This is a genomic window from Burkholderia sp. HI4860 (assembly GCF_002223045.2).
GTDB lineage: Bacteria > Pseudomonadota > Gammaproteobacteria > Burkholderiales > Burkholderiaceae > Burkholderia.
Map to the genome: position 1 here is coordinate 263,293 of NZ_NKFO02000001.1, position 17,023 is coordinate 280,315.

A 17,023-nucleotide genomic window follows, 5' to 3' on the forward strand; every position below is an offset into this window, starting at 1 on the left:
TGCCGTCGCGTTCATGCGCCGGCCACGCGCAGCGCCGCCTGCGTGCCGCGCGCGTTCAGCGCGCCGTCGACGAGCGGCAGCACTTCCTCGCCCACGCGGTACGCCTCCTCGAGATGCGGATTGCTCGCGAGAATGAACGTCGACACGCCGATGTCGACGTATTCCGCGAGCCGCTCGGCCACCTGCTCGTGGCTGCCGACGATCACGCAGCCGGGGCCGCCGCGAATCTGCGACATCCCCGCCCACAGGTTCGGGCCGACGATCAGGTCGTCGAAGTGTTGCGTGTGGCCCTGGTGCAGCGCGAACTGGCGCTTCGCGCCGACCGACTCCGACGATTCGCCGCGCCCGCCGAAGCCGCCGCGCGTCGCGTCGCCCACCGTCGCGAACATCTGCCGCAACTCGGCCCACGCCTGCTCCTCGGTCTCGCGCGCCAGGATGTCGATGCGCATGCCGAAGCGCAGGTCGCGCTCGGCGTTCTGGCGGTCGAGCGCGCGGCGCGCCGCATCGATCACCTCCTTCTGTTTCGCGAGCGGCTCGCCCCAGCTCAGGTGCACGTCGCCGTGCTTCGCGGCGACCGCGAGCGCGGCGTCGCTCGCGCCGGCCAGGTAGATGCGCGGCGGCTTCTGGCCGCTCAGCGGCGGCAGCAGGCCGCCGGCTTCGACGCGGTAGAAGCGGCCGTCGAACGTGAACGGCGCGCCGGCCGCGACGCCCTTCACGACATCGAGGAATTCGTCGGTGCGCGCATAGCGGCTGTCGTGATCGATGAAGTCGCCGTAGGCACGCTGGTCGGGGCCGCCGCCGCCCGTGACGACGTTCCACTCGACGCGGCCACGGCTGATCCGCTGCAGGCTCGCGGCCATCTGCGCCGCATAGACCGGATGCACGAAATGCGGCTGCAGCGCGATCAGGAGCCGCAGCCGGCGCGTCTCGCGCGCCAGCGCGGCCGCCACGACCCACGGTTCCTCGGTGAAGCGAAAGATCGGAATCAGCGCGCCGTGGAAGCCGGCGATATCGGCCGCGCGCGCGACCTGCGACAGATAGTCGATGTAGCCGAAATCGTCGTCGTCGACTTTCGGCGCGACGCGCGAGGCGCGCTGGCGATTCCATTCGCCGCGCGTATGCAGGTCGTGTGCGCGCCGGCCGTCGCCATGCATCGGCAGGCGCCACAGAAATTCAACAGCCATCGGAGTTCTCCTGGTCGGGCCATTCGGATTGCGTGCGGCATCGGCGTGCCGCGCGAGTGCTGCGCTGTAAAGCACGCGGTGTGCCAACGCGCTCGCCACCGCAGCTGCACGGCTGCCGGCGAACCTGCGCAGTGCCTTGCACACCGGGCATCAGCGGCAATCGGATCGCACCTGCTCGCGGTTGCCCATGCCGTCACGGCATGCACGTATCGCGCTGTTGCACCATCCCCACTGCTGCTGCGCGCGCAACAGCGGCCGACGCGACTGTTGCTGGCGCAACAGGCGCTGCATCGGTACGCGCACCGCCCGTCCCGCGCGATGCCCGCACCGCGTGCGGCCGCGCCGTTTCCGCTCACTGGCCCGGAACTTGCAACGTTGACCGGCCCGCGCGTGCGACACCGACACCGCGCACGACCGGGCTTCAACCATGCTTACGCAGAGAGGGAATCTCACCCATGACAGACAGGCCCGATTCGTCATCGGACAAGCAACAGACGTTCTGGTACGCCCGGTCGCCCGTGCCGACCCCGCTCGGCATCGCCGTGCATCTCGGCTGGCTCAACGGCGAGACGTCGGCCGACGGTGTCGCGATCCGCTCGCCGCGCGGCGCCACGCGGCACGACGTGTCGTCGATCAGCGATCACACGCTCGCGCAATCGTTCCGCCAGGGCGGCAGCATCCCCGCGATGTGGGCGCGCTCGAACGGCGCGAACACGCGCGTGATCGGGCTGTCGTGGGTCGACGAATCGCAGTTGATCCTCGCGCGGCCCGAGTCGGGCATCCGCTCGGTGAAGGCTCTGCGCGGGCGCCGCATCGCGATCCCGAGCCGCCCCGACGACCGCATCGACATCTTTCGCGCGTCGGCGCTGCGCGGCTTCGTCAACGCGCTGAGCCTCGACGGGCTGACCACGCGCGACGTCGAACTCGTCGACGTGCGGGCCCGCACGCTGCAGGCCGTCGGGCCGGCGCGCGCGGCGGACCTGTTCGCGTCGCCGCACGGTTTCTCGAGCCGCGCGCTGTACGCGGCCGAAGCCGGCGCGCTGCTGCGCGGCGAGGTCGACGCGATCTACGTGAAGGGCTCGACCGGCCTCGAGATCGCGCAGCTGATCGGCGCGCACGTCGTGATCGACATCGGCTTTCATCCGGAGCGCGCGATCCGCAACAACAACGGCACGCCGCGCCCGCTGACCGTCAACGCGGACGTGCTCGCGAATCATCCGGACATCGTCGCCGGTTTCCTGAAGCTCGTGGTCGCGGCCGGCGACTGGGCCGGCACGCATCCCGACGAAACCGCGCTCTACGTGGCCGGCGAAACCGCGTCGTCGATCGACTGGGTCCGCGCCGCGTACGGCAACCAGCTGCACCGCCATCTCGGCGTCAATCTCGACGACGAATCGGTCGCCGCGCTCGACGACTTCAAGACGTTCGTGCACGACCACGGTTTTCTGGAGGCCGACTTCGACGTCGCCGACTGGATCGACCCGCGCCCGCTCGCCGACGTGCTGCGGCCATCGCTGCAGAAGCGCGCGTGAGCCCCTTTTCCGCCTACCGTTCGGGACCATCATGAAACACACGCTCTCCCTCGCCGCGCTGCGCCGCCCGCTGCATGCGCTGTTCGCCGCGCTGCCGTTCGTCGCGGCATCGCTCGCCGCACCGGCCGCGCATGCGGACGACGCGCCCAAGGTCGTGCGGATCGCCGTCGTCGCCTATTCGAGCGGCGGCAAGACGCAGTACGCGGGCGCGTCGGCACTGATCGACGCCGACAAGTCGCTCGAGAAGGCGCTTGCCGCGCGGCACGTGAAGCTGCAATGGGTGCCGGTGTCGACCGCGGCGGTCGGCACGCTCGTGAACGAAGCGTTCACGAACGGCAGCATCGATTTCGCCGGCTACGGCGACCTGCCGTCGGTCGTCGTCAACGCGTCGGGCACCCATACGCGCCTGATCGTGCCGGGCGGTGTCGGCAGCAACACCTATCTCGTCGTGCCGGCCGGCTCGACCGCGAAATCGATCGTCGACCTGAAAGGCAAGCGCATCGCGCTCAATCGCGGCCGGCCGTGGGAAGTCACGTTCAGCAAGCTGCTCGCCGAGAACGGGCTGAAGCTGTCCGACTTCAAGATCTACAACCTCGACCCGCAGGCCGGCGCGGCCGCCGTCGCGGCCGGACGCGTCGACGGCTTCTTCACGCTGTCCGACGCGTATTCGCTCGTCGACAAGAACGTCGGCAAGATCATCTGGTCGACCAAGACCGCGCCCGACGACTGGAAAATGCGCGCGGAACTGTGGGCGTCCGACGATTTCGTGCGGCGCTACCCGGATATCACGCAGCTCGTCGCGACGGCCTACGTGCGCGCCGCGCACTGGATCTCGCAGCCGCAGAACCGCGACGCGTACGTGAAGATCCTGAGCGCGTCCGGCCAGCCTGAAAGCGTCGTGCGCCGCGAATACGCGGATGAGGCGACACCGTGGAAGGATCAATGGACGCCGCTCTTCACGCCCGCGCTGACCGGCCACTACCGCGACGTCATCGCGTACAGCCGCCAGGCCGGCCTGACGTCCACGCCGGTCGACGTGAACGCGCTGCTCGCACCGACGTTCGTGTCGACCGCGCTCAAGCAGCTCGGGCTCGACGGCTACTGGCGCGCCGACGCGGCACGCGTCGCGAGCCGCTGATGCCGATGCAAGCCCTCGCGTCGAACGGCACACGGGCGCTGCGCCTGCCCGGGATTGCCCGGCTTGGCGGACTCGCGCTGTGGTGGGCCACACCCGTCGCGTTCGTCGCACTGTGGTGGCTCGCGAGCGCGCAGCGCTGGTTTCCGCCGCAGCTCGTCGTGCCGCCGGATCGGCTCGCGGCAACGCTGCGCACGCTGCTCGACACCGGCGAACTGCGCGACAACCTGCTGATCACGCTGCATCGCCTCGCGCTCGGTTTCGTGATCGGCGCGACCGGCGGTGCCGCGTTCGGCATCCTGCTCGCGCGCAGCCGGCTGTTCGCCGACTACCTGCGGCCGACGTTCGACCTGCTGCGGCAGGTGCCGACGCTCACGCTGATTCCGCTGCTGATCCTGCTGATCGGCGTCGACGAGCCGCTGAAGCTCGTCGTCGTCGGCAAGGCCGTGTTCTTTCCGGTCGCGCTGGCCGCGTATACGGGCGTGCACGACGCGCCGCGCGACCTCGTCGAGATGGCGCGGCACTACGGGCTCGGCCGCTTCGCGCTGCTGCGCGACGTGCTGCTGCCGGCCGCGTTGCCGCCAATGCTCACCGGCGTGCGCATCGCGCTCGCGCGCGCGTGGCTCGCGCTCGTCGCGGTCGAGCTGCTCAGCGCCGACAGCGGGATCGGCCAGATGATGGAGCTGGCGCGGCAGATGCTGCGCCTCGACGTCGTGCTCATCGACGTCGCGGTGATCGGGCTGATCGGCTTCGCGATCGACCGGTCGATCGCACTCGTGCAACGCTACGCATTGCGCTGGCAGACGCCCGCGCGCTGAACGAACAGGTATCCGAATGACCGTCGCCATCACCCCATTCTCGTTCGCCGTGCTGCGCCGTCGTGCGCGCGGCCTCGTCGTGCCGGCCCTGCTGGTCGCCGCGTGGCAATATGCGTCGTCCGGCGACGCGGCCCATCAATACGCGTTCGTGCCGTTGCAGCAGGTGGGCGCCGCGCTCGTCGAACTCGCACGCAGCGGCGAACTCGCGACCGATCTCGGTGCGAGCCTGCGCCGCACGACAGTCGGCCTCCTGACGGGTGTCGCGTTCGGGCTCGTGTTCGGCGCGGCGATGGCGCGCTCGACACTTGCGCGCAAGCTCGGCGAGCCGGCGTTCCAGGCGCTGCGCTACGTGCCGGTGCTCGGACTGATCCCGCTGCTGAGCCTGTGGGCCGGCACCGGTGAATTCGCGAAGGTGTTCATCATCGCGCTCGCCGCGTTCTACCCGATGACCACCGCCAGCTTCGACGGGCTGCGCCGCGTCGATCCGCGCTATGTCGAACTCGCGCAGTCGTATCGCCTGACGCGCATCGGCCTGTGGCGCGACGTGCTGATTCCGGGCGCGCTGCCCGACCTGTTCGCGGGCGTGTTGCAGGCCGTGCCGTTCGCGTGGATCACCGCGACCAGCAGCGAGCTGCTGTTCAACGCGGGCGCGGGGGTCGGCAGCCTGATGCAGAACGCGCAGGCCGGCGCGCGCGCTGACGTATTGCTGGTCTGCGTACTGGGGGTGACGGCGCTCGCCGTCGGCATGAGTGCGCTATGCGAGCGGATCGCGCAGCGCGCGCTGCGCTGGCGCGATCACGCCTGACGGCGCAGCCGCGCGTCGGCGTCGCTCGCGTCGCGCGGCTTCAGGATACCGAGCTGCGCGAGCCGCGCGCGCACGATGTTGCGCGACTGGTCGAGCAGGCGCGACATGCGCAGCTGGTTGTGGTCGCTGTAGTCGAACACGCTGCGGTAGACGGTGTCCTCGATGTGCTGCCACAGCGCCGGCGTGCCAAGATCCAGCAGCTCGATCACCGCGTGGCGCAGCGCATCGGTGGCCTCGGCCACGTCACGTGCGCGGCGCGGCGGCGCCGCCGCAGCGGCGCGCGGGTCGCCGGCATCGGGCGCCAGCGACAGCGCGGAAAACTGCAGGTCGCCCACGTCGATCGCACCGCCCGCGCAGATCAGCACCGCGTGGTGGATCACGTTCTCGAGTTCGCGGATGTTGCCGGGCCATGCGTGCGCATGCAGCCGGGCGCGCGCGGCGTCCGTCAGCGTCGGCGCGGCCACGCGCAGCCGCTTCGCGTAGGTGTCGATGAAGTGCTCGATGAGCGGCGCGATGTCGCCGGGCCGCTCGCGCAGCGGCAACAGGCTCAGCTTCACGACGTTGAGCCGGTAGTACAGATCCTCGCGGAAATTGCCCGCGCGCACCGCGGCTTCGAGATTCACGTTGGTGGCCGCGACGAGCCGCACGTCGATCTTCACGGTCTTGCGCGAGCCGACCGGCGTCACTTCGCGCTCCTGCAGCACGCGCAGCAGCTTCACCTGCGCGGACAGCGGCAGGTCGCCCACCTCGTCGAGAAACAGCGTGCCGCGATTCGCGGATTCGAACCAGCCGGGCTGGCTGTTGATCGCGCCGGTGAACGCGCCGCGCTCGTGGCCGAACAGCTCGCTCTCGATCAGCGTCTCGGAGAAAGCGCCGCAGTTGACCGCGACGAACGGGCCGTCGTGGCGCTCGCTCAGCGAATGCACGAGGCGCGCGATCAGCTCCTTGCCGGTGCCGCTCTCGCCGGTGACGAGCACGGTCGCGTCGCTGGGCGCGACGAGCTGGATGCGCTCGAGCAGCACCCGCGATTTGGGATCGTCGAACGTCAGCGCCTTCGCACGAATCGTGATTGCATGCGAAGTCGGGTCCGGCAAGCTGAAGATGGCCATGGCACGACCGGCGTGTTGAACGGGGAAGGTTCGACGATAGCAAGGCGCGCGCCGGCCACGAACCAATTCATCGAGCTATCGGTATGACGGCGGCCGGATTGCGCCGGCCGCCGTGCGGCGTCACGCGAGGCCGGTCATCTTCCATTGCTGCTCGAGCGCACCCGGCCCGAATTCGAGCGAGCCGCCGAGCGGTTCCGCGAGCGCCTGGAAATACGCGGCTTCTTCGAGGATCAGGATGTACTTCGACACGTCGAGGATCGATTTACCCCAGAACGTCGCGCCGCCGTTCGCCTCGATGATCGCCGGCACCTCGGGGTCGCGGCGGATCGTGTCGACGATGAAGCGCGGCTCGCCGGGGCGACGATCGACGTACACCGGAATCTCGCGAGCCCGCGTGTAGCGCGCGGCCGGCGCATAGCGGATCGGCAGCGGGCGATGCGCGCTCGCCCACGCGCCGAGGTACGGGCCGTGCACGTGGATCACGACGCCGACTTCCGGCACCTCGCGGAACACGTCCGCATAGCGCGGCCCGTTGCCGCCCGCGCGCGCGTCGCCGTGCAGCACGTCGCCGTCGAACGTCACGACGACGGGCTGGATCTCCTGCGACGCGGCCCACGGGCTCGGCGCCGACAGCGCGACGATGAGTTCCGTGCCCGGCACGCGCTGGAACGCCTGGAACGTGTTGGTCGCGGACAGCGTGCGCGTGTCCTTCAGCACGCGCTCGGCCTGCGTGAATTCGCGCGTGGCGCGCTCGACGAATGCCACGAGTTCGCCGCTGTCGATGGTTGAGGTGACTGGCATGAGGACGGTTTCCTTGATCGGATGGACGGATGGGCTCGCATCGCGATGTCGTGACACCGCGACGCACGGCCACCGGATCAGCAGCAATCGTGCCAGCCGGTCAGGCATGCGCCGAAGGCCCGTGCCACGGTGCGTGTGCGCCTGTTGCACGACGCGCGTCACGCGATCCCCGCGTGCGCCTCTGTTGCGGGAGCAACAGCCTGCCGGCCCGGATTGTTGCGCGACGCGCAGCCGCTGAACGCGTGCGCGGCTCGCCGTACGGCGCAGCGGCCCGTCGTGCCTCGCGCCACGCGCCCTACGGCTGCGCTGGTTCGAAACTTGCGTCGTGGTCGGCCCGCGCCGCGCGCTGTCCGGCGCGCCCGATCCGACTTCACCGATACCCATCCGACCATGACGCTCCTCTCCCTGCACGGCTACGCCGCGCGCACGCTGCTCGCTTCGGCGCTCGCCGTCTCGTCTCTCCTCTCGCATGCGGCGTCCCCCGGCCGCGTGCCTGCGCCCGATCCGCTGCAAGGCGACGGCCGCGTGTCCGCGTTCTACACATGGGACCGCGACATTCCGGCGACGCCCGGCGTGCTGCTGCGCACCGAGCCGCTGCCGGCGACGCTCGGGCTCGCGAGCGCCGGCCGCCAGCTGCGCATCCTCTATGCATCGACCGATGGCGTCGGCGGCCGCACGCCGATCGCCGTGTCGGGTGCGCTGTTCGTGCCGCGCGGCACGCCGCCGGCCGGCGGCTGGCCGATCGTCGCGTGGGCGCACGGCACGTTCGGGATGGCCGACATCTGCGCGCCGTCGTGGTTCGGCCGCTCGTATCGCGACGTGCGCTACCTGAACGCGTGGCTTCAGCAAGGGTTCGCGGTCGTCGCGACCGACTACCAGGGGCTCGGCACGCCCGGCCCGAATCCGCAGCTCAACAACCGTTCGAACAGCTACACGCTGCTCGACAGCGTGCGCGCGGTGCTCGGCGGCGTGCCGGGCCTCGCGAACGAGGTCGTGCTCGTCGGCCAGTCGCAGGGCGGCTCGGCCGTGTTCGCGGCGGCCGGCTACGCACCGGCCTATGCGCCCGAACTCGCGATCCGCGCGACCGTCGCCACCGGCACGATCTACAACGCGTCGCCCGCCACGCTCGCGTCGCTGCCGAAGTTCGAGAGCGCGTACCGGCGCGATCCCGAGCGCGTCGATCCGACGCTCGCGTACCAGTTCTATTCGGTGCTCTCCGCGCAGCAGATCGACCCGTCGCTGCGCGCGGACGAGGTGCTGACCGACCAGGCATTGCCGATCCTCGAACAGGCGCGCATCAGTTGCCTGGCGTCGCTCGAGGACGACGCGGCGCTGGCGCACCTCACGCACGCGAACACCGTCAAGCCCGGCGGCGATGCACGGCTGAAGGCATGGTGGGACGAATACCTGAAATACCCGACGCTGAAGATTGCCACGCCCGTCTTCATCGGCGCGGGCGCGGACGACGGGCTCGCGCCGCTCGAACTCGCGCTCGCGAAGGATGCGTGCGCGGCCGGCACGACGGTCGAGGCGCACCTGTATGCGGGCCGCGAACACAACGGCACCGTGAACGCGTCGCTCGCCGATTCGATTCCGTTCGTGAAGCGCGTGCTCGCCGGCGAGACGATCCGCCCGGTCTGCACGCCCGCCGCCCAGCCGGCCGTATCGCAATAGCGGCGGCGACGCGCTTTTGCACGGCGGCGCGAATGCATTTCGGAATCCGTTATTGGATTGCGCCGCCGCGCATTTTTATACTCGTCAGCACTCTCTGTTAAAGAGTGCCAGCCCATCTCAACAGATCAGCACAGGACGAACCAATGAGCCTACGCCCCTTGCACGACCGCGTGATCGTGAAACGACTCGACCAGGAAACCACCACCGCATCGGGCATCGTGATCCCCGACAGCGCGGCGGAAAAGCCCGACCAGGGTGAAGTGATCGCCGTCGGCCCCGGCCGCAAGGATACGGACGGCCAGCGCATCGTGCCCGACCTGCAGGTTGGCGAGCGCGTGCTGTTCGGCAAGTACGCGGGGCAAGCCGTCAAGGTGGACGGCAACGAGTTTCTCGTGCTGCGCGAAGAAGACATCGTCGCGGTCGTCAATCAATAACGGAGCGCAATCATGGCAGCGAAGGAAATCATTTTCAGCGACGTCGCACGGGCCAAGCTGACGGAAGGCGTGAACATTCTCGCGAACGCGGTGAAGGTCACGCTCGGGCCGAAGGGCCGCAACGTCGTGCTCGAACGCAGCTTCGGCGCGCCGGTCGTCACGAAGGACGGCGTGTCGGTCGCGAAGGAAATCGAACTCGCGGACAAGCTGCAGAACATCGGCGCGCAGCTCGTGAAGGAAGTCGCGTCGCGCACCAGCGACGCCGCCGGCGACGGCACCACGACGGCCACCGTGCTCGCGCAGGCGATCGTTCGTGAAGGCCAGAAATACGTCGCGGCCGGGCTCAACCCGCTCGACCTGAAGCGCGGCATCGACAAGGCCGTCTCGGCGGCCGTCGACGAGCTGAAGAAGATCAGCCGGCCGACCACCACGAGCAAGGAAATCGCGCAGGTCGCGACGATCTCCGCGAACGGCGAGGAATCGATCGGCCAGCGCATCGCGGAAGCGATCGACCGCGTCGGCAAGGAAGGCGTGATCACCGTCGAGGACGGCAAGTCGCTCGCGGACGAGCTCGACGTGGTCGAAGGGCTGCAGTTCGATCGCGGTTACCTGTCGCCGTACTTCATCAACAACCCGGACAAGCAGATCGCCGAGATCGAAAGCCCGTACATCCTGCTGCACGACAAGAAGATCTCGAACATCCGCGACCTGCTGCCGGTGCTCGAACAGGTCGCGAAGTCGGGCCGGCCGCTGCTGATCATTGCGGAAGATGTCGAAGGCGAAGCGCTCGCGACGCTGGTCGTGAACAACATCCGCGGGATCCTGAAGACGGTCGCCGTGAAGGCGCCGGGCTTCGGCGACCGCCGCAAGGCGCTGCTCGAGGACATCGCGATCCTCACCGGCGGGCAGGTGATCGCCGAGGAAACGGGCTTGACGCTCGAGAAGGCGACGCTCGCCGAACTCGGCCAGGCAAAGCGCATCGAGGTCGGCAAGGAAAACACGACCGTGATCGACGGCGCGGGCGATGCGAAGAACATCGAGGCGCGCGTGAAGCAGATCCGCGTGCAGATCGACGAAGCGACGTCGGACTACGATCGTGAAAAGCTGCAGGAACGCGTCGCGAAGCTGGCGGGCGGTGTCGCGGTGATCAAGGTCGGCGGGGCCACCGAAATCGAAGTGAAGGAGAAGAAGGACCGCGTCGACGACGCGCTGCACGCGACACGCGCGGCCGTCGAGGAAGGCATCGTGCCGGGCGGCGGCGTCGCGCTGATCCGCGTGCGGCAGGCGATCCGCGAGCTGCAGGGCGTGAACGCCGACCAGAACGCGGGCATCAAGATCGTGCTGCGCGCGCTCGAGGAACCGCTGCGCCAGATCGTCACGAACGCGGGCGAGGAAGCGAGCGTCGTCGTCGCGAAGGTGGCCGAAGGCTCGGGCAACTTCGGGTACAACGCGCAGACCGGTGAATACGGCGACCTCGTCGAGTCGGGCGTGCTCGATCCGACCAAGGTCACGCGCACGGCGCTGCAGAACGCGGCGTCGGTTGCGGGGCTGTTGCTGACGACCGATGCGACCGTGTTCGAAGCGCCGAAGGATGCAGCACCGGCGGCAGCGCCGGGCGGCCCGGGTGCGGGTGGGCCGGGGTTCGATTTCTGACGGTGTCGCGCGTGTGCCGTGTGCCGGTTCGCCGGCATGCGCGCGACCTTGCAGACTCCCATTGCGCGTGGCGACGAAAGTCGTCACGCGTTTTTTGCTTGGTGCGCCACGCCGCACGAGCCACACAACCTTTACGACCTTTTTACTTGCGCCCGCGCATGCGTTCACTAGAATGTGTTCGCAATCGATCCATCCACGAGTACGCCCATGCGCATCCGAAGTCCTCGCCCTCCGAGTTGCTTGTCTGCCTGATCGGCAGGACGCCTGCGTCTCTCTGTTCCCGAGCCACCGTCCTGCCCGCAGGCGGACGGTGCGCGCCGTAGTCCTTCCCGTGCACGCTTGAACACGACGTCGATGCGTTAGCCGCGCATCGCGCGATGCAAGCGTGTGCGCGCGGAAATTCCCGCCTCACGACGCGCCATCGATCCGCCGCCCCGGCAACGATCGACTGGCATGCCGCGCATCCCGCAGTCGATCCAGCCTGATTACTTTGCATACCTGATTTAACCAACGTAAGTTTCCGATACCGGAGCCCGATCATGTTCGAGATCGACAAGCAGTACACCCGTGAATTCATCCACACCGCGTGCGGCGGCAGCAAACAGGCGTTCCTGCCGACGAAGAACGGCAAGGTCGTGGCCGCCTGCCTGCGCACGGACCTCAACCCGCACGCCCCCGACGTGATCCTCTGCGACGGCAGCGCGTCCGCGCGGGCGGCCGGCAGGACGCTCGCCGCGCAACGCGATGCGATTCCGGTGTTCATCCGCATGGCCACCGACGCGTACCGCTTCGTCGGCCAGTACGTCGTCAGCGAATCGCTCACCGCACCGCTCGACTGCGCGCCTTACGTGCGCAACAGCAGCTTCACGCCCGGGCAGATCTCGCGCGTGCTCAAGCTCAAGCGCTGCTGACCCGCTTGACGGGCGCATCGCGCGCCCGGTCCCGGTCAACTTTCATACAGGAGCCATCATGCTTGGCCTGACGTTCTGGAAACACGTAATCGGTGCGCGGACCGGTGCAATCCGCGATGACAGGGCGGCTGCACACGACCGGCACCGACGGGTGTCGAGAACGCTCGTGCTGACCAGCGCCGCGGTGGCGTTCGCGGCGATCGCGTTCGGCGCGCCGGTCGTCGGCATTTCGGTGTTTCTGCTGACGACGCTGCCGTTCGTGCTGTCCGGTACCTGAAGCGCTACGTTTCGGGCCCGGTTCCATCGGCAATCGATACACAATTTTAATGTCGGGCCCGCTCGTATCTAACACCGTCTTTACGCGGGTTTGTCTAGGATTTCCCTGTCATCCCGACACGGAGAGATCCGCATGCAAACGCAGCAGGCCGCCGCCGGCGGCCAACCCGACCTTCCCTACCGACGCGGCGGCACACCGTTCGCGACCCGGCTGGCCGACGCCTGCCCGCCGGACCACATCCTGCTCGACGTACCCGTCGAAAGCGCGATCCAGTTGTTCGACCTCGTCGCGCGCTATATCGAGCGCAGCAGCGGCGTATCCGCGGAGCGGATCAGGACCGAACTGACGAAGCGCGAGCAACTCGGCTCGACCGGCCTCGGCCAGGGCGTCGCGATTCCGCATGCACGCGTCGCCGGTCTCCGCTCGGCCATCGCGCTGTTCGTCCGCGCGCAGTATCCGTTCAGCTTCAACGCACCGGACCGCAAGCCCGTGCGCGAATTCATCGTGCTGGTCCTGCCGCAGGAAGACAACCGCGCGCACCTCGAACTGCTCGCCGACGCGGCGCGGTGTTTCAGCGAACGCCCGTTTCGGCAGGCATCGCGCGACGCGCTGACGCCCGACGAGATTCACCAGCTGATGCAACGCACGTATTGATGTCGTCTTGATGCCTCATTGATGCCGCGCACCGTGCGGCAACACGCACTCCATTCATCCATTCGGATTCCCATGTTCCCAGACCCTGAAAGTCCCACCCTGACGTCGCGCCGCGTAGCCGGCCTGGCGCGCTCGCTGCCGTTCATGCAGGCCCTGCACGGGCAGACCGTCGTCATCGTCGATGGCGGCGCCGCGAGCGATGCGCGGGCCCGCCAGGCGTTCGCGCAGGATGTCGCGCTGCTCGCCCTCACCGGCGTTAGCCCGATCGTCGTCCAGGGCGTGCCGGCCGCATCCGGCACGCAATCGGTCCACGCCGTTCACGCGGCGATGGCGGGCGTCAATCATGAACTGGTGCGCCTGATCGGCAGTCACGGCGCCAAGGCGATCGGCATCGACGGCCACGACGGCGGCCTGCTGGTGGCGAGCGCCGATGCCGACCGCACCGACGCGAGCGCGGTCGCACGATTCGACGGCACCGCACTGAACGCGTTTCTCGAGAACGGGCTGGTGCCCGTCGTGATGCCGGTCGCCCCGGACGACGCAGGCCACGATCACCTGCTGCGCGCGGAACGGCTCGGCAGCCTCTTCGCGCAGCGCACGGGCGCCGTCACACTGGTGATGATGGTCGACGGCGCGCTGCTGCGCGAACTCGGCGAACTCGCGGGGCTGTACGGCATCACAGAGCTCGAGCACTGGCTCGCCGAGCACCCGGCCGCCACGGCGGCGCCCTGCGTGCGGGACGCGCTCGATGCGCTCGCGCACGGCGTGCAGAACGTCCATCTCGCCGATATCGGGCAACCCGAATCGCTGATCGACGAACTGTTGACGGAAGAAGGATCGGGGGTCGTGTTCTGCCGGCGCGGCAACACCGACCTGCTGTCGGAAACCCGCCGCTACTTCGCGGATTCGGCCAGCGTGCTGCGCGACGGCTTCAGCGTCGAGCAGAAGCAGGTCGTGCGGTTCTGACTTTCTTGTGGCGATAAAACGCTTGCGGCGACCCACCCGGGCCGCCGCAAGCGAATGGCGTCAACGCCGCGCGGCAAGCCGCCGCACGACGCTCACCAGCGCATCGACTTCATCGCACGTGTTGTAGAACGCGAGCGACGGCCGCACCGTGGCCTCGAGCCCGAAGCGCCGCAGAATCGGCTGCGCGCAGTGATGCCCCGAGCGCACCGCGATGCCCTCTTCGTTCAGCGCCTGCCCGACTTCCTCGGTCTCATAGCCCTTCAGCACGAACGACAGCACGCTCGCCTTGTCGCGGGCCGTGCCGACCAGCCGCACGCCCGGCACCGGCGCGAGCACGCTCGTCGCATACGCAAGCAGGTCGTGCTCGTAGCGCGCGATGTTCTCGATGCCGACCCGGTTCACGTAGTCGAGCGCGGCGCCCAGCCCCACCGCATCCGCGATGTTGCCGGTGCCGGCCTCGAACCGGTTCGGCGGCGGCTGGAACACCGTGCGCTCGAACGTCACGTCCGCGATCATGTTGCCGCCACCCTGCCACGGCGGCATGTCGTCGAGGATCGCGCGCTTGCCGTACACGACGCCGATCCCGGTCGGCCCGTAGATCTTGTGCCCGGAGAACACGAAGAAATCCGCATCGAGCGCCTGCACGTCCACACGCATGTGCGAGATCGACTGCGCGCCGTCGACGAGCGCCTTCGCGCCCGCACGATGCGCGAGCTCGACGATTTCCTTCACCGGCACGACCGTGCCGAGCGCGTTCGACACCTGCGTGACGGACACGATCTTCGTGCGGTCGTTGAGCAGCTTCCGGTATTCGTCGAGCAGCACCTGCCCCGAATCGTCGACCGGAATCACACGCAGCTTCGCGCCCTTGAGCGCGGCAAGCTGCTGCCACGGCACGATGTTCGCGTGGTGCTCGAGATTCGACACGATGATCTCGTCGCCTTCGCCGACGTTCTGCACGCCCCAAGACTTCGCGATCAGGTTGATCGCCTCGGTCGTGCCGCGCACGAACACGATTTCATCGGGCGACGAGGCGCCGATGAAGCGCTGCACCGTTTCCCGCGCATGCTCGTACGCGTCCGTCGCACGGCCGGCCAACGCATGGGCCGCGCGGTGGATGTTCGAGTTCTCGTGCGCATAGAAGTACGCGAGACGATCGATCACGGCCTGCGGCTTGTGCGTCGTCGCCGCGTTGTCGAACCACACGAGCTGCTTGCCGTTCACGCGCTCCTGCAGGATCGGGAAATCGCGGCGGATCGCGTTCACGTCGAACGGCGGATGCGCGCCGCGATACAGCTGGCCTTGCGGCTCGGCTGCGTGCGCATCGTCGATGAAGTAACGCGGCACGTCGGCGCCCGATGCACGCGACACCGGCACGTCGCGATGCACGGCGAGCAGTGCGCGCAGCGCGTCGTCGCCCGGCAGCCCGAACGCTTCCGGCGAAGCAAGGCCGTTCGACGGCACGACGATGTCCTGCGGCGTCGCCTGCCAGCCCTGCAGCGAACCGTCGGTGAAGTAGTACGGCGAGGCCTTCGCCGCGCCTTCCGATACCGGCGCATTCACTTGCGGCACGCCGAGCGCCGCGCCGCCGACGCGCGGTTCGAGCGCGGGCGCGATCGACACGACGTTGTCGGGCAACCCGTTCTGCGCGGCCGCATGCGGCGCGAGCGCGGGTGCACGGTTGCCGAGCGACAGCACGTGCGTCGGCGCGGACGGCGCGAGGTTCGCACCGGGCACCTTCCCTTGCGGGAGCGCGAGACCCGGCACGCCGGTGCCTGCGCCACCCGGGCCCGCGAGCGGCGAGCCGCCCGGTACCGGGTTGCTCACCGATGCCAGGATCGGCGCGGCGGCCGGCAGGGCGGACGGCACGCCGCCCACCGCACCGCTGCCCGCCGACAGCCCGGGCGCGGTGGCCTGCCCGGGCGGCGTCGCGAAGAACTCGGACGCGAGCCGCGCGAGCGTCGCCGGGTCGGGCAAGCCGGCCGGCAGCGGCGCGTGCGGCAGCGCGTGCGCGTCGCCGCCGGCCAGGCCGGGATTAACGGTAGGTGTCGGGATAGTCATGGAACTTGGCGATTTCGACGTCATCGAGGACAGCCAGCGCATCCGGCGAATGGACCGCGAGCGAGCAATACAGCGAGATCAGGTACGACGCGATCGCCTGGTTGTTGATCCCCATGAAGCGCACCGACAGGCCCGGGCCCTGCTCGCCCGCGACGCCCGGCTGGTAGAGGCCGACCACACCCTGGCGCTTGTCGCCGACGCGCAGCAGCAGGATCTTGGTCTTGCCGTCCGCGACCGGCACCTTGTCCGACGGAATCAGCGGAATGCCGCGCCACGTGAGGAACTGCGAACCGAACAGGCTGACCGTCGGCGGCGGCACACCGCGCCGCGTGCATTCGCGGCCGAACGCGGCGATCGCGAGCGGGTGCGTGAGGAAGAACGCGGGCTCCTTCCACACCTTGGTCAGCAGCTCGTCGAGATCGTCCGGCGTCGGCGCGCCCGTCAGCGGGAAGATCCGCTGCTCGTCGGTCACGTTGGCCAGCAGCCCGTAGTCGGGGTTGTTGATCAGCTGGCTTTCCTGCAGCTCCTTGATCGTCTCGATCGTCAGGCGCAGCTGTTCCTTGATCTGGTCGTGAGGACTGCTGTAAAGATCGGAGATCCGCGTATGCACGTCGAGCACCGTGCTCACCGCGTTCAGGAAATACTCGCGCGGCTGTTCCTCGTACGGCACGAAGGTCTGCGGCAGCACGCTTTCGTCCTCGAGCTGCGTGCACGCGGCGCGCACGGCTTCCGGGTTCTTCACCTGGTTCAGCCGATAGATGCCGGCCTCGACCGGCACCCATTGCAGCAGGTGGGTCAGCCAGCGCGGCGTGATCGTGGAAAGCTGGGGGACGGTCTTGGTAGCGTTCGCTAGTTGGCGGGCGGCGTGATCGCTCAGCGCAGCCGTGCCGCTTGCAACGGTCGACATGTGTGGCTCCGGGTTCTTTAGATGAAAAACGGGATTGCTTATGACGCTCGGTGATTATCGGAAGCACGCACCTGCCGGCTCAACATGCTATAGCCGTCAGGT

16 protein-coding genes are annotated in these 17,023 nt (G+C 68.7%); 11 read left to right on the forward strand and 5 right to left on the reverse strand.

The window, feature by feature from the left end:
* Positions 1-11: 11 nt before the first annotated feature.
* Positions 12-1,184, reverse strand: coding sequence for an LLM class flavin-dependent oxidoreductase (locus tag CFB34_RS01205; RefSeq protein WP_089443267.1), 1,173 nt, complete (start codon positions 1,182-1,184; stop codon positions 12-14).
* A 455-nt stretch (positions 1,185-1,639) separates the two neighbouring features.
* Between CFB34_RS01205 and CFB34_RS01210 the strand changes: the two genes are divergently transcribed.
* Genes CFB34_RS01210 through CFB34_RS01225 form a run of 4 tightly spaced genes read left to right on the forward strand, consistent with a single transcriptional unit; the run spans position 1,640 to position 5,474 of the window.
* Entirely contained in the window at positions 1,640-2,716 is a 1,077-nt protein-coding gene (locus CFB34_RS01210) for a nitrate ABC transporter substrate-binding protein (protein ID WP_089443268.1), read from the forward strand.
* A gap of 31 nt (positions 2,717-2,747) precedes the next feature.
* On the forward strand, positions 2,748-3,854 hold the full coding sequence (locus CFB34_RS01215) for a PhnD/SsuA/transferrin family substrate-binding protein (RefSeq protein ID WP_089443269.1): 1,107 nt from the start codon (positions 2,748-2,750) through the stop codon (positions 3,852-3,854).
* Positions 3,854-4,669: an ABC transporter permease gene (locus CFB34_RS01220; protein ID WP_089443270.1), complete on the forward strand. Its 816-nt coding sequence runs from the start codon at positions 3,854-3,856 to the stop codon at positions 4,667-4,669. The genes CFB34_RS01215 and CFB34_RS01220 overlap by 1 nt, the downstream gene beginning before the upstream one ends.
* 16 nt (positions 4,670-4,685) lie before the next feature.
* Positions 4,686-5,474 (forward strand): ABC transporter permease, encoded by a 789-nt coding sequence (locus CFB34_RS01225; RefSeq protein WP_089443271.1) that lies wholly within the window; start codon positions 4,686-4,688, stop codon positions 5,472-5,474.
* On the opposite strand, the gene CFB34_RS01230 is transcribed toward CFB34_RS01225, so the two are convergent.
* Together CFB34_RS01230 and CFB34_RS01235 are read right to left on the reverse strand one after the other, a co-directional pair.
* On the reverse strand, positions 5,465-6,583 hold the full coding sequence (locus CFB34_RS01230; protein WP_089443272.1) for a sigma 54-interacting transcriptional regulator: 1,119 nt from the start codon (positions 6,581-6,583) through the stop codon (positions 5,465-5,467). The two genes, CFB34_RS01225 and CFB34_RS01230, sit on opposite strands and share 10 nt — an antisense overlap.
* A 120-nt stretch (positions 6,584-6,703) precedes the next feature.
* The gene (locus CFB34_RS01235) at positions 6,704-7,384 is read right to left on the reverse strand and encodes a class II aldolase/adducin family protein (RefSeq protein ID WP_089443388.1); all 681 of its coding nucleotides are present in this window, start codon (positions 7,382-7,384) and stop codon (positions 6,704-6,706) included.
* A gap of 390 nt (positions 7,385-7,774) precedes the next feature.
* Here CFB34_RS01235 and CFB34_RS01240 point away from each other — a divergent pair, with 390 nt between their 5' ends.
* The 7 genes from CFB34_RS01240 to CFB34_RS01270 all read left to right on the forward strand — a co-directional run bounded on the left by CFB34_RS01240 (position 7,775) and on the right by CFB34_RS01270 (position 13,953).
* On the forward strand, positions 7,775-9,058 hold the full coding sequence (locus tag CFB34_RS01240; RefSeq protein WP_089443273.1) for an alpha/beta fold hydrolase: 1,284 nt from the start codon (positions 7,775-7,777) through the stop codon (positions 9,056-9,058).
* A gap of 143 nt (positions 9,059-9,201) precedes the next feature.
* On the forward strand, positions 9,202-9,492 hold the full coding sequence (locus CFB34_RS01245; RefSeq protein WP_011694564.1) for a co-chaperone GroES: 291 nt from the start codon (positions 9,202-9,204) through the stop codon (positions 9,490-9,492).
* A 12-nt stretch (positions 9,493-9,504) separates the two neighbouring features.
* Positions 9,505-11,145, forward strand: coding sequence for a chaperonin GroEL (gene groL, locus CFB34_RS01250; protein ID WP_089443274.1), 1,641 nt, complete (start codon positions 9,505-9,507; stop codon positions 11,143-11,145).
* A gap of 539 nt (positions 11,146-11,684) precedes the next feature.
* Positions 11,685-12,056: a DUF6697 family protein gene (locus CFB34_RS01255; protein WP_039354345.1), complete on the forward strand. Its 372-nt coding sequence runs from the start codon at positions 11,685-11,687 to the stop codon at positions 12,054-12,056.
* A 58-nt stretch (positions 12,057-12,114) separates the two neighbouring features.
* Complete coding sequence (locus tag CFB34_RS01260) at positions 12,115-12,333, forward strand: hypothetical protein (protein ID WP_242808534.1); 219 nt, start codon at positions 12,115-12,117, stop codon at positions 12,331-12,333.
* Positions 12,334-12,465: 132 nt separating this feature from the next.
* Positions 12,466-12,987: a PTS sugar transporter subunit IIA gene (locus tag CFB34_RS01265; RefSeq protein ID WP_089443275.1), complete on the forward strand. Its 522-nt coding sequence runs from the start codon at positions 12,466-12,468 to the stop codon at positions 12,985-12,987.
* Between the two features lie 72 nt (positions 12,988-13,059).
* Positions 13,060-13,953, forward strand: a complete 894-nt coding sequence (locus CFB34_RS01270; protein WP_089443276.1) for an acetylglutamate kinase — start codon at positions 13,060-13,062, stop codon at positions 13,951-13,953.
* A gap of 60 nt (positions 13,954-14,013) precedes the next feature.
* Here CFB34_RS01270 and CFB34_RS01275 read toward each other — a convergent pair whose 3' ends face one another.
* Positions 14,014-16,014, reverse strand: coding sequence for a family 2A encapsulin nanocompartment cargo protein cysteine desulfurase (locus CFB34_RS01275; protein ID WP_089443277.1), 2,001 nt, complete (start codon positions 16,012-16,014; stop codon positions 14,014-14,016).
* Positions 15,989-16,921: a family 2A encapsulin nanocompartment shell protein gene (locus CFB34_RS01280; RefSeq protein ID WP_006479760.1), complete on the reverse strand. Its 933-nt coding sequence runs from the start codon at positions 16,919-16,921 to the stop codon at positions 15,989-15,991. The genes CFB34_RS01275 and CFB34_RS01280 overlap by 26 nt, the downstream gene beginning before the upstream one ends.
* Positions 16,922-17,023 lie beyond the last annotated feature (102 nt).